Consider the following 12251-nt stretch of genomic DNA (forward strand, 5'->3'; position numbering starts at 1 on the left):
TCCGCGATGCGGTTCATTGCGCCCAGAAGCATTCGATATTCGACTGTCAAAGTGCAAATCCAAACAAAACTAGAGACTTTGAAAAATCTCTAATCAGGTCTTGACTTCATATAGCTGGTCTCCTTTCCGCGCGGCTGCGATGTATCCCATTCCGCACCGCCGCCTTGTCCAATACCCCGATGAACCGAAGGATCGCCTCGGCGTGAGCGCGAAGGGCCGCGCGGCATCGCGGAATCGCATCGGCAGGATCAGCATGCCGCACTGCCCCGCTCCGGTTCCGTCGTCCCGTTGGAGACAAGCGCATCATCCTTCAACCTGCTCCGCAATTTCACGAACCGCCGCGATGCCAGCATCGACCTCTTCCTCGGTGTTGAAATACCCGAAGCTGAATCGGACCTCGCCTTGCTCGCTCGTACCCATCGCCTCGTGCATGAGCGACGCGCAGTGGGCGCCCGGGCGCGTGCAGATGCCGTACGTATGCGAAAGCACGTCGGAAACCGCCGCTGAATCGATGTCGCCCACATTGAGGGAGACGATGCCCGTGCGGCCGATGCCCCCGTGCCCGCCGTAGACACGCACGGAGGGGAGCATGGAAACACCGCGCTCGAAGCGTTCCGCCAGGGCGAGCTCGTGCGCGTGGATGCGCTCGATGCCCGTCTTCTCGATGAAGTCCAAGCCTGCGGAAAGCCCGGCGATGCCATGGCCGTTGAGCGTGCCGGCTTCGAGGCGCTCCGGATAGAATTGCGGGTGCACGCGGTCGTAGCTATGCGTGCCGCTGCCGCCCACGACGAACGAGGGGATGTCAACCGGATCCGCAAGGCAAAGCCCTCCGGTGCCCTGCGGGCCGAGGAGGCTCTTATGCCCGGTGAACGCGACGATGTCGATGCCGTCGCGCACCATGTCGATGGGCACGACCCCGGCGGTTTGGGCAGCATCCACGCAGATGAGAGCACCGTGGGCATGCGCGATCCTCGCCATCCGCGCGATGTCGTACACATCCCCCGTCAGATTGCTGGCATGCGTCACCACCGCAAGTTTGGTGTTGCCGCGGAACAGGGCATCGAAAGCCTCGTAGTCGATGGATGCATCGAGCTCCACCGGAAGGATCGACACCTCCACTTCCTCATCGTCCTGTTTGCGGAACAGGGGGCGCAGCACGCTGTTATGGCTGGCAGCGGTGGTGATCGTATGGTCGCCTGCATGGAGCAACCCGGAAATCACCTCGTTCAGCGCTTCCGTGACGTTGCCCGCGAAGGCCACGCGCTTGGCACCGGGCCCATTGAACAGGTCGGATATCTGCGCACGTGCCCGATACACCACCATGTCGGCAGAAAGCGCGGCATCGTGGGCGCCGCGCCCCACCCCGCCGAAGCTGTTGATCGCGGCGGCGACCGCCTCCGCGACCTCGGGCGGCTTCAGCATCGTGGTGGCGGCGTTGTCGAAGTAGATCATATGCGAAACCCCGGAAGCGACGCCCTACGGACGGATGACCGTGCCGGCGAGCATCTGCCTCTCCACGATGACGTACATGTTCGTCACATCGCCGACTTGGACCTGGTCCTCGATCCCGTAGAACTTCGCGCACGTGCCGCAGGTGAGGATCTCGACCCCGGCATCCGCCAGCTTCTTGATATCCTCAAGGGAAGCCGACCCCGTGCAGGTCAGATGCGCGCCGCCGTTGTAGAACAGCACGGTATCGGGCAGCGCGTCCTGCTGGGTCAGCGCGAAGATAAACGCCTTCATCAGGTTGCCGCCCAATGTGTCGTCGCCGTCGCCCATGAACTGGCTGCCGATGGCGACCACGCGCGTCCCGCCGGCGTCCACGGGCACGGGAGCGTTCGCAGTCGTATCGGCGGTCTTGGTGATCTTCACGCTGTACGCGGCATCGCCCAGCTGCTCGGTCGCTACCGCGCAGTTCTGGCTCTTCGCGAAGCTCTCGAGGTTGTGCACGGAAGTCTCGTTGTCCACGAGCATCTCCACGGTGCCCTCGTCGATGGTGCCCAACGCTTGTTTGGCTTTCACCACGGGCACCGGGCAGACATCCCCCATCGCATCGATCTTCATATCCATTTTGTCCTTCTTTCTCTCGAAGCGGGAAAGCCCAGGCGCTTCCAGCCGCTAACAATACCGATCGCGTTTGGGGTCGATCTGCCGCGGCAGAGGGTTGAAGCTGTCGTACGGAAGACCCCGTTCGCCCGCCAACGATTCTAGTGCTTCCGCCTCCTCGGCAGGCACCAGGACGGTAACGCCGCACGATGCCTTGATGGCGCGAGGCGCGGCGGAGATGCGCGTATGCAGCCCCGCCGCGCGCGCGGCTTCATGCAGCGCCATCGCATCGGTATGCCCGTCGAACATGACGTACACGTCGATGGGAACCCCCGGGACCCGTTCGCGCATCGCTTGGATGCGTGCCTCAAGGCCCGCGCCGGAAGCGTTCGCCCTGCGGTATTCCTCCGCCTGTTCGGCGGCGCGGGCGAGCGAGGGCGCACCGCCCGCACGCCGCCCCGCAGACGAGGCCCCGAATGGCGGCCGTCCGGCCCCCGCCGAGTTATCCGCCGCACCGCATCGCTCCATGCTAGGCCCCGCATCCGCCGAACGCAGCCCGCGCGTGCACGGCATATCGGATTCGCTTGGAATGCCCCACGATACGCTCGATTGCCGCTATTCGCCCAACATCTCCACGAACGCGCCGATGCGCGTGCGCAGCTGCTCGGCATCGTTGTCCGTGTAGTCGGTTTCGATGTTCAGCACCGGGATGCCCGCCTCTTCGAGCGCAGCCTCCAGCGAAGGGGCCTCCACCTTGAACGTGGTGCAGAACTTCAGGTTCTGGTTGATCACGCCATCCACGTGGTAATCCTCCGCCAGCTGCAGCACCTCGTCGATGCGCCCCTCGTTCGGGGTGAAGCAGGCGCAGTTGATCTTCATGTAGCGGTCCGCCAACGCCTGGAACTGGTCCTCCAGAGTGGCCGCCCCCTCGTCGACGAGGTTGGCGAAGAATTTGGTGCCCGTGCAGTTCTCCTCGCACACGATCGCCGCGCCGGAAGTCTCGATGATGTGGTGCAGCTTCCAGTTGGGAATGGCGAGCGGCGTGCCCGTGACCAGGATGCGCTTGGTGCCTGCGGGGAACACGCTCACGTCGTCCGCCAGGCGCTGCTCCAGCTCGTCCGCCAGCTTGTTCGCCATGTCGGCGCAGCGCTGGGGGTCGTCGAAGAACGCGATCTGCATCATCAGCAGGGCGTCGGTGCCGCTAATGGGGATGGTGTCGGGATCCTTGCGCGTCTCGTACACGCGGGCGAGCGCGCGGCGCCGGCTGTTGATGAGCTTGATGCCCTCGGCCAGGTTCTCCGCCGTCAAAGCCACGCCGGTGACCTCTTCCACGTTCTTGGCGAACAGCGCGATCTCCTCGGCGAAATGCCGCACGTCAACGGGGCGCTTCATATGCGGAAGCTCCATGATGTGCATGGGCACGTCCTTCGCCATGATCTCGTACATCTTCTTCTTGCCGTCGCACGTGGTCTCGCCCACGATCTCGTCGACCAGGCGGAAGAACGGGCAGGTGCGATCCATGCGCGCGCCCAAGCTGGCCTTGATCAGCGGGCACACGTCGGTAGGCAGGTATTTCTCGCCGCCCGGCACCCAGAATTGGCTGCCGCCGCACAGCCCCGTGACGATGCCGTTGCACGAAACGACGATCTCGTCGGGGACGTATGTGCAGAAGGTGCCGAACACCTTGCGGCCCTTCGCGCGCTCCTCCACCAACTCCGCCGGGCGGATGCCGTGAACATCGGCCGTCACCATGTCCCAGAACGCCATGCCTTCGGGGCGGTTCTCCTGCGAGAGGAACACGTCGCCGAACGCCGCGGGAAGCGCATCGCACAAGAGGTCGTGGGTTTCCAGGTCCATACCCAGGTCTTTCCACATGGGATGACGATCCACCATAGGATTCTCCTTCTCGTTTGCATGAGTAGATTGCCGCGCAGAGCAGCCGATCGGCCCGCAGAATGCCGACGAAACAGTGCAACGGCCGCAGAAAAGGCACGCTGTGCAGAATCGCGCGCCCACGCCGTTGGGACTCTTCAGGTATCATACCCGATTGTCAACGAAATAAAACAACATCCGATGGCCCGATTGCAGAAGGAGTGGGCTTATGGCGAACGTTCCCACCGAACTGTTGCGCGCGCTTCCCCAGGTGGAAGAAGTGCTCCAGCATCCTTACCTGGCGCCCCTGGAGCAGGCCCCGCCCCATCGGTTCGCAGCCGACGCGGTCCGCAGCGTGATCGATCGCCTACGCCAGCGGATCATCTCCGGCGAGCGGCCGGAGATCGACCTCGAGGAGATCGCCTACGCGGCGGCCGTGCGCGCCCTTTCGTTGGGAAAGCCCAGTCTGCGGCGCGTGGTAAACGCTTCGGGCGTGGTCATCCACACGAATCTGGGCCGCAGCCCGCTCGCGCCCGAGGCGATAGCGGCGGTGAACGACGTCATCACCGGATACTCGACGCTCGAGTACAGCGTGCAGAACATGGCGCGCGGAAGCCGGCACAACCACTGCGAACGCCTGATCAGCGCCATCACGGGAGCCGAGGCCGCCATCGCCGTGAACAACAACGCCGCTGCCGTGATGATGGTCCTGAACGAGTTCGCCCGCGGGCGCGAGGCGATCGTCAGCCGCGGGGAGCTGATAGAGATCGGCGGGTCGTTCCGCATCCCCGACATCATGGAGCAGAGCAACGCCCGCATGGTGGAGGTCGGCGCCACGAACAAGACGCATCTGGCGGATTACGAACGCGCGATCACGCCCGATACTGCCATGCTTCTGAAGGTCCACCCGTCCAACTTCCTGATCCAGGGGTTCACCGAAAGCGTGGGCATCGCCGAGCTGCGCCGCGTCGCGGACAGCTGCAACAAAGCTCATGCCACCGGCATCCCGCTCATGATCTACGAGGACCAGGGGTCGGGGGCATTCGTCGATCTGACCAGCGCCGTGGGCAGCCGCGCGGAGAGCACGATTGCCGCCTCGCTGAAGGCGGGCGCGGACCTGGTCTCGTTCTCGGGCGATAAGCTGCTGGGCGGACCGCAGGCCGGCATCATCGTGGGCCGCAAGGAGTACATCGACCGCTTGAAGAAGAACCCGCTCGCCCGGGCGCTGCGCTTGGACAAGATGACGCTCGCCGCGCTCGAGGCAACGCTGCGGCTGTACCTGTCGCCCGATGCGACACGGCGCATCCCCACGCTGCGCATGCTCACCGAGAGCGCGGACGACGTGCGCAAACGGGTCGAAACGTTGCGCATGAAGGTGGCGGACCGCCTGCCCCGCAGCTTCGCCAAGCTTGAGATCGTCCCCGAGATCAGCCGTGCGGGCGGCGGCGCGCTGCCCATGTACGACATCCCGACCTACGCGCTGCAGATGGAATTCCTGCAGGGAACCGCGCAAAGATGCGACGAGTACCTGGTGCGGCAATGCCCGATCCCCATCATCGCGCGGCTTTCGAAGGACCGACTGCTCTTCGACGGGCGGACGATCCTCTCGACCGAGGAGGTCGAGATCATCGCGGACGGCATATGCCGCTATTTCGCACAGATGCAGGGAGGCAGCGATGAGTAAGGGAAACGCGCCCGACTTGATCCTGGGGACCGCCGGGCACATCGACCACGGGAAAAGCTCGCTCATACTCGCGCTCACGGGCACCGATCCCGACCGCCTTGCGGAGGAGAAGCAACGCGGCATCACGATCGAGCTCGGATTCGCGCAGATCGGGCTGCCGGACGGCAGGCACATGGGCGTGGTAGACGTGCCCGGCCACGAGCGATTCGTCAAGCAGATGATCGCCGGGGCAACGGGGATGGACGTCGCCCTTCTGGCCATCGCCGCCGACGACGGGGTCATGCCCCAGACCGTGGAGCACCTCGCGGTGCTCCAGACGCTCGGCGTGCCGGCGCTCGTCGTGGCGTTGACGAAAGCGGATCTGGTCGATGAGGATTGGATCGAGTTCATGGCGGACGAGATCCGCTCGTTCCTCTCGGGTACGCCGTACCGCGACGCGGCGATCGTGCCCTGCAGCAGCAAGACGGGCGCGGGCCTGGACGACGTGAGAAGCGCGATCCAGGCCGCGTGCTCCGCGGTGAGGCCGTCGCGCCAGCACCGTGCGATGCGCGAGCCAGTCGACCGCGTCTTCACCATCAAAGGGGCGGGCACCGTCATCACGGGCACGCTCTGGAGCGGCACGGTGAAGCCGGGCGACACGGTCGAGGTGCTCCCCGGCGGCAAAACGAGCCGTGTGCGCAGCGTGCAGGAGCACGACAGGCCCGTGGACAGGGCCCATGCCGGCAACCGCGTGGCGCTCAACTTGGCCGATCTTTCCACTGACGAAATCCGCCCCGGGGATTTCCTAGCCGCTCCGGGCACGCTGGGCACAACCGACCGGTTCGACGCCCAATTCACCTACCTCGACACCGCGAAGACGGGCAAGCCGCTCGCCAGCGGCACGAAGCTGCATGTGGCGCACGGCACGCGGGAGGTGACTGGGCGCGTTCTCTTCGACGACGGCGTGAAGCTGGTCAAATCGGGCACCAACCTGTATGCGCAGATCCGCCTGGACGAGACGCTTGCCATCGCCAGCGGGGACCGGTTCATCGTGCGCTCGTGGTCCCCTGTGCAGGTCATCGGCGGCGGGCGCGTCCTCGTCGCCCGCCCGAGGCGCCGCACCGCGCTCGAAGACGGCGAGCGCCGCATGCTGGATGCGCTGCGCGATGAGGATGCTCAATCGGCGGTCGAGGAGGCGGCTGCTCTGGAACCGTACCCATTCCGGGCGGACGATCTCGCCTGGACGCTGGGCCTTCCCGCGGAAACGGTCGACGATTGCCTGAATCGAGCCGTCGAGGCCCGCAAGCTCATCACGCTCTCCGCAGATGGAAAGGTCTTCCACGCCACCAAGCGCATCGTACAGAAACACGTCGCCGCAATCGAGCGCACGTTGCTCGATTTCCATGCGGGGCATCCGCAGAGCACCGGCATCACGGCAAAGGAGCTGCACCAGCTGTGCGCCCCCCGCTGCGACGCTGACGCCTTCGGCGCGCTCATCGACGAGGCAGAGCGGGCGGGCAAGGCATCGATCGCCGGCGGGCAAATCGGCCACCCCAGCGCCCGGGGCGCCGCACAGGCTGCCGTGGATGATGCCGCGGCGAAGATCCTCGCCGTGCTCGACCGGGAAACCGCCGCCCCGCCGCTCGCGGACGGTATCGCGGCGGAAGCCGGCGTCTCCCCCGCTCTGGCGAGGCGAGCGTTGAACGCGCTCGAACGCGACGGACGCGCGGTGCGCATCGCCCCGGACATCTACCTCAGCACAGCGGGCATCGATGCCTGCAAGGGGAAAATCGCCGCTTACCTAAACGAGCACGGCTCCGCCACCGTCGCCGAGCTGAAAGACGCCATCGGAACGACCCGAAGATACGCCGTCCCCCTGCTGGAATATTTCGATGGTCAGGGTATTACGGTGCGCGATGGCAACAATCGCTCGTTAGGGCGGTAGAGGTAGGGTACAATAGCCCGCGACTAGAACGGAGATGGATGGGTCCTGGTGGATCCCGCGGCCTTCAAAGCCGGTCTGTGAGGCACGCAGAATGTCTCGGGTGGGTTCGATTCCCACACGTCTCCGCCAATTCTCGAAAAGAGAGCGCGGCGAACATCCGGGCCTTCCGCAGGGGACGCCGCGTGCCGCAATCCACGGGACCATGAGCGTGTCGGCCCCGGCCTTTACCGATCACCCGACGGCTGGCGCGAGACGTTCGCCGGCTTGCGCAAACCGCACCTGAGCAAGCCGGCACGGGGATGCGCGCTTCAGCCCGCATCCCCCAGTTCGGCCATGCCATCCATGCATCTCGAATTTCGAAAGGCGTGCCGGAAGCGCCCCTCCGGCACGCCCGGAACACCGCTAGTGCCACGCGGGCTTGGAGGCGCGGCTCACGTAATCAGCCCCCATGACGGTCTCTTTCATGGCCTTCGCCAAATCTTCGACATCCCATACGGGACCGGCGCCCTCGGCAGGCTCGGCATGGGCGATGATCTGCGGAAACGAGTACAGGTCGATCTTGCCCGAGGATTTGACGCCGAACACCTCGCCGCTGATGTAGCCGCCCTCGTCGCTTGCGAGGAAGGCGATGATGGGACCGAGGTTCACCGGATCACCATGGTCGTTCTCCACCACGGCGAGGATCCGCGGGTCAGGATCGACGCCCGTAGCGGCTTTGACGTTGCGCAGCATCTTCCGGTACTCCACCGCATGCGCCGGCGAGTTGCCCTGCGGGCAATACGCGTTCACCGTGATGCCGAAACGCCAGAGCTCTTGGGCGGAAGCCCAGGTGAGGCCGACGATGCCCGCGTTTGCCGCAGAGTACGCATCGTTATCGGGCAAGCCGACCCATGCATCGGACGATCCGTTGAAAATGCGCCCGAAGCCTTGCTCGATCATATGGGGGACGGCGGCGTGCATCACGTTGAACGCGCCCTTCAGCTTCGGGACCGTCAGCTTATCCCACTGCGCCTCGTCGAGATCCGCAATCGACCCCGACCCCATTCCCGCAGCGTTGTTCACGACGATGTCGATACGGCCCCATGCGTCGATAGCGGCCCGCACCAGAGCTTCGGCATCTTCGGGCTTGCCCACGTCTCCGTAGAACGGCAGCGCTTCTCCGCCCTCTGCCTGAATCAGGGCCGCCGTCGCATCCGCATCGCCGGCGAGCGACATCATCTCCTTCCAGTCTTCTTCGGGCATGGAGTCCTTGTCGTACGCCGCAGCGCTCAACGTGCCCTTCTTCCGATTGTTGGTGACGACCTTCGCCCCTTCGCGCGCCAATCCGATGGCGATGCCGCGTCCGATACCTTGGCCGCTGCCCGTGACAACGGCGACCTTCCCATCGAGAATACCCATAGCCTGACATCCTTTCCTCTTAAGTTCCATGCGGGGAGCGGAAACGGGCTCCGCCCCTCCCTCGGTTCTCGCTCTATATGTTGTTCGCCACGCCCCATGCCTCGGTGATCGCGTCGTGAATCACGCGCTTGTCATTGCAGCGGAGCCGCATGGTGGCATCGCCGACCAGGTACGTTTCCGGCACCGAGGCGGAGATGTCCTCGTAGATCTTCGGACGGCCGCGATAGCCGCGGCACATGATGACGGTGTCGCAGGCAACCGTCTCGTCCTTCTTGGCCTTGCTGTTCCTCAAAACCGCCCCTTCATCGGTAAGCTCGACGAATGCGCAGTTAAGCTCAGTTTTGAACGCTCCGGCCGCCTTGAATTCGTTCAGCAATATGCTCAGACGCTGCTGCTGAGGAGAGCTGTTATCGTCGCCCAGCTCCATGAACCCCATGCGAGCGCCCCGCCGGCTGCTCACGGTCACGTTCCTCCCCTTGCGCAGCAGGCTATAGGCCATCTCCAGGTTCATGAAGCATCCGCCCACGATGAGGACTCGCTCCCCGACGTCGGCCCCATCGGGATCGTTCACGAATTCCCCCGCCGACATGATCTTTTCGGGATGCTCCTTCGCCCCCTTGCACCTTGCCTCCAGAGCAGGAGCGCCCGTCGCCACGATGACCGCATCGTAGCGCGCGTCGACGACCTCCTGCGCGGTCGCCTCGTGTGGGATCACGTTCACGCCGAGCTTCTCCATCTGCACAGCGTAATAGTCGATCAGCCGCGTGATGTCGCTTTTGAAATCAGGGTCGAAGGCGGCCTCGTTCATCGTGCCGCCCAGCTTGCGCTTCTCGTACAGGTCGACCTCGTGCCCGTGCACGCGCAGCAGGCAGGCCGCCTCCATGCCGGCGGGGCCGCCGCCGACGATGCCCACCCGCTTCACGCGGTCGATGGGGGCGATGTCGCGGATGCCCGCCATGTTGCACTGCGGGTTCACACTGCACCGGAGCCCGTACGCCGCATCGAACGTCGCCATCGTGCCCACGCACCCTTTCGTGCAGCGGATGCACGGCTTGATGTCCTCGGGACGGCCCTCGCGCAGCTTGACCGCCCACAGCGGATCGGCGATGATCGGCCGGCCCAGGCCGATGAAGTCGCATACGCCGTCCTCGAGCGCCCGCTCCGCCAAATCGGGAGTGGTGAATCCGCCGTCCAGTATGATGGGGATCTTGATGCCCGCATCTTTGAATCCCTTGGCGACGCGCATAAAATCGCCGCGCGGGTCGTATTGCGCGTTGATGCATTTCACGTTGCGGTAATCGCCGCCCATGATATGGAAGCAGACGATGCCGGTTTTCTCCAGCACCTTCGCCTGCGCGATCCCCTCTTCCAGCGTCAGGCCGTCGTCGCTGTCCTCGCTGCCGCACAGGCGCGCGATGATGGGGAATCCCTTGCCGCATTCCTTCTGGCATTCCTCGATGATCTCGCGGTAGAAGCGCACGCGGTTCTCGGGATTGCCGCCGTACTCGTCGGTTCGGCGGTTGTAGAAGGGGCTGCAGAACATGGCGATCAGGTGGTTGATGGCTCCATGGATCTCGATGCCGTCGAAACCGGCCTGCATCGCGCGCTTGGCGGCCTCGGCGAACTTGCGCTCGACCATCTTGATCTCGGCCTTTGACATCCCGTGGATGGGGAACGGCATGATGCCGCCCATCATCTCGTTCATCGTGGACGGCCCCCATGACTCGCGGTCGGTGAGCGCGATCTGCTTGCCCATATGATTCAGCTGGAGCACCGCCTTCACCCCGCGGTCTTTGATCGCCGAGGCCAAGCGCGCCATACCGGTGATATGCGCGTTCGTGGTGAGCATCTGGCTGTTTTCCTCGCCCTTGCAGGGGCCGTCGTCGACGAACGTGCACTCGACGATGATCAGCCCCATTCCGCCTTTCGCCTGCTCGACGTAGAAGCGGATGGAACGGTCGGTGATGTAGCCGGCCTCATCGGCGTTCAGCGTCCCCATCGGCGCCATGACGATGCGGTTGGGCAGGACGAGCGGGCCGATCTGCGCTTGCTCCAATAGTTTGGGAAACTGGGTCTGCATGCTTGCTCCTTCTCCAGTTTCCTTACCTCTCATCCGAGGCAGATTTTATCAGAAATTTCCTATAGATATAATTTTATGGAAATTATTTTCCGTTTTGTGCTTGATTCTCCGGGGAACGGCGAGGCGGGATCACGAATAGTCCTCGAGCCTCTTCCGCATATCGGTGAGCGCGTCGTAGGAATCCACCAGCGCCTGGATATCCCGCAGAAGCCGCGCCTTGTTGCTAAAGCTCATGCCGTTCAAATCGCTGAATGGGATGCCGAGCAGTTTGACGGCGAACGATGGATCCCACTCGAGCGTGTCGCAGAATACGTTCAACTGATTGATTGCGGTCAGCGGATTCGCATCCACCACCTGCGAGAGGATCGCCGCTATCCGCTCGGGGACGTTGTTCTTCTCCACCGCGAGCTTGCCCTGGTACCGGACGAAATCGGGGGATGACATCAGGTGGCTGTACCCGACAAGCGAATGGAAGCCCCAGCGGTCCATGTAATCGGCGGTATTGCGCAGAACCGTCACGGCGTCATCGGGTGGAAGCTTCGTTTCCACCTGGGGGAACAGCTCGATGCGAATCAGGGAGAACAGGAGGTTGTTAACGAGCATGTAGCTTGCCTCCGCCATTTCGCAGGCAAGGAACCTCTCGAGCGCGTCGACGGAGACCTCCGCCCGGAACAGCAGCCGGGGCGCCCCTTCGTAGTCGAGCGCGACGAAACGGTTGGCGGGAAAGCCCTCGCCCAGCTCGGAATCGATATTCGCATTCACGAAGCGCGCCAGCTCGGCAGCGGAAACGCCCAGCTCCCCCATATGGCGCCTGACGTCTTCCACCATATCGGGGGGGATGCGCACCATGCGGTCGGCGGCATCGTAATCGAAGAGCCATACCTGGGCAGGCAAGCGATAAGGCTCTATGAACGCGCGAAGCGTGCGGTACGCGCTCGGCAGAACGTCATCGTAAAAGGACATCCCGCCCGTACTGTACTCGAGCATGCTGGTGAGGATATCCTTGTCGACCGATTTGACGGAACCGCCCTCGAGCTTCGAGATGTACGAGGGGCTTTTGCCCTCGTGGCGGGCCACGTCCTTTGCGGAGATGCCCGATTGCATGCGCAGCGTTTTCAGCAGGGTCGCAAGCTCGGGCGTTACGGCGTACTTCACGGGTCGTCCCTTCGTTGATTTCCACAATTGTACGCGAAAATGGGAAATTGCGCTTTGAATCATCTTTATTGACTTGCTTTTGGAAATTAATT

9 protein-coding genes and 1 tRNA gene are annotated in these 12251 nt (G+C 63.9%); 3 read left to right on the plus strand and 7 right to left on the minus strand.

What is annotated here, in order from left to right; genetic code table 11:
- Window positions 1–303 precede the first annotated feature (303 nt).
- From NOV21_RS05770 to NOV21_RS05785, 4 genes are all read right to left on the minus strand, one after another.
- Entirely contained in the window at window positions 304–1452 is a 1149-nt protein-coding gene (locus NOV21_RS05770; RefSeq protein WP_283171620.1) for an aminotransferase class V-fold PLP-dependent enzyme, read from the minus strand.
- A gap of 24 nt (window positions 1453–1476) precedes the next feature.
- The gene (yedF, locus tag NOV21_RS05775) at window positions 1477–2070 is read right to left on the minus strand and encodes a sulfurtransferase-like selenium metabolism protein YedF (protein ID WP_283171621.1); all 594 of its coding nucleotides are present in this window, start codon (window positions 2068–2070) and stop codon (window positions 1477–1479) included.
- A 48-nt stretch (window positions 2071–2118) separates the two neighbouring features.
- Window positions 2119–2574 carry a putative Se/S carrier protein gene (locus NOV21_RS05780; RefSeq protein WP_283171622.1) on the minus strand — a complete coding sequence of 152 codons (456 nt, stop codon included), beginning with the start codon at window positions 2572–2574 and terminating at the stop codon, window positions 2119–2121.
- A gap of 87 nt (window positions 2575–2661) precedes the next feature.
- Window positions 2662–3939, minus strand: a complete 1278-nt coding sequence (locus NOV21_RS05785) for a double-cubane-cluster-containing anaerobic reductase (protein ID WP_283171623.1) — start codon at window positions 3937–3939, stop codon at window positions 2662–2664.
- 208 nt (window positions 3940–4147) lie between these two features.
- Here NOV21_RS05785 and selA point away from each other — a divergent pair, with 208 nt between their 5' ends.
- The 3 genes from selA to NOV21_RS05800 all read left to right on the plus strand — a co-directional run bounded on the left by selA (window position 4148) and on the right by NOV21_RS05800 (window position 7655).
- The gene (gene selA / locus NOV21_RS05790; RefSeq protein WP_283171624.1) at window positions 4148–5602 is read left to right on the plus strand and encodes an L-seryl-tRNA(Sec) selenium transferase; all 1455 of its coding nucleotides are present in this window, start codon (window positions 4148–4150) and stop codon (window positions 5600–5602) included.
- Window positions 5595–7526 (plus strand): selenocysteine-specific translation elongation factor, encoded by a 1932-nt coding sequence (gene selB, locus NOV21_RS05795; protein WP_283171625.1) that lies wholly within the window; start codon window positions 5595–5597, stop codon window positions 7524–7526. The genes selA and selB overlap by 8 nt, the downstream gene beginning before the upstream one ends.
- A 30-nt stretch (window positions 7527–7556) precedes the next feature.
- Window positions 7557–7655 (plus strand) — tRNA-Sec (locus tag NOV21_RS05800).
- 273 nt (window positions 7656–7928) lie between these two features.
- Here the strand turns inward: NOV21_RS05800 and NOV21_RS05805 are convergent.
- From NOV21_RS05805 to NOV21_RS05815, 3 genes are all read right to left on the minus strand, one after another.
- Window positions 7929–8924, minus strand: a complete 996-nt coding sequence (locus NOV21_RS05805; RefSeq protein WP_283171626.1) for an SDR family NAD(P)-dependent oxidoreductase — start codon at window positions 8922–8924, stop codon at window positions 7929–7931.
- A 73-nt stretch (window positions 8925–8997) separates the two neighbouring features.
- The gene (locus tag NOV21_RS05810) at window positions 8998–11004 is read right to left on the minus strand and encodes an oxidoreductase (protein WP_283171627.1); all 2007 of its coding nucleotides are present in this window, start codon (window positions 11002–11004) and stop codon (window positions 8998–9000) included.
- Between the two features lie 129 nt (window positions 11005–11133).
- Window positions 11134–12159 (minus strand): helix-turn-helix domain-containing protein, encoded by a 1026-nt coding sequence (locus tag NOV21_RS05815; protein WP_283171628.1) that lies wholly within the window; start codon window positions 12157–12159, stop codon window positions 11134–11136.
- Window positions 12160–12251: the final 92 nt, after the last annotated feature.

It is taken from the genome of Curtanaerobium respiraculi (assembly GCF_024609215.1).
Classification (GTDB): Bacteria; Actinomycetota; Coriobacteriia; order Coriobacteriales; family Eggerthellaceae; genus Curtanaerobium; species Curtanaerobium respiraculi.

What these genes read in the sequence shown, in the direction of transcription:
- NOV21_RS05770 (WP_283171620.1), bottom strand. Translation starts at nt 1,452, where the DNA reads ATGATCTACTTCGACAACGCCGCCACCACGATGCTGAAGCCGCCCGAG.
- NOV21_RS05780 (WP_283171622.1), bottom strand. Translation starts at nt 2,574, where the DNA reads ATGGAGCGATGCGGTGCGGCGGATAACTCGGCGGGGGCCGGACGGCCG.
- selA (WP_283171624.1), top strand. Translation starts at nt 4,148, where the DNA reads ATGGCGAACGTTCCCACCGAACTGTTGCGCGCGCTTCCCCAGGTGGAA.
- selB (WP_283171625.1), top strand. Translation starts at nt 5,595, where the DNA reads ATGAGTAAGGGAAACGCGCCCGACTTGATCCTGGGGACCGCCGGGCAC.
- NOV21_RS05805 (WP_283171626.1), bottom strand. Translation starts at nt 8,924, where the DNA reads ATGGGTATTCTCGATGGGAAGGTCGCCGTTGTCACGGGCAGCGGCCAA.
- NOV21_RS05785 (WP_283171623.1), bottom strand. Translation starts at nt 3,939, where the DNA reads ATGGTGGATCGTCATCCCATGTGGAAAGACCTGGGTATGGACCTGGAA.
- NOV21_RS05810 (WP_283171627.1), bottom strand. Translation starts at nt 11,004, where the DNA reads ATGCAGACCCAGTTTCCCAAACTATTGGAGCAAGCGCAGATCGGCCCG.
- yedF (WP_283171621.1), bottom strand. Translation starts at nt 2,070, where the DNA reads ATGGATATGAAGATCGATGCGATGGGGGATGTCTGCCCGGTGCCCGTG.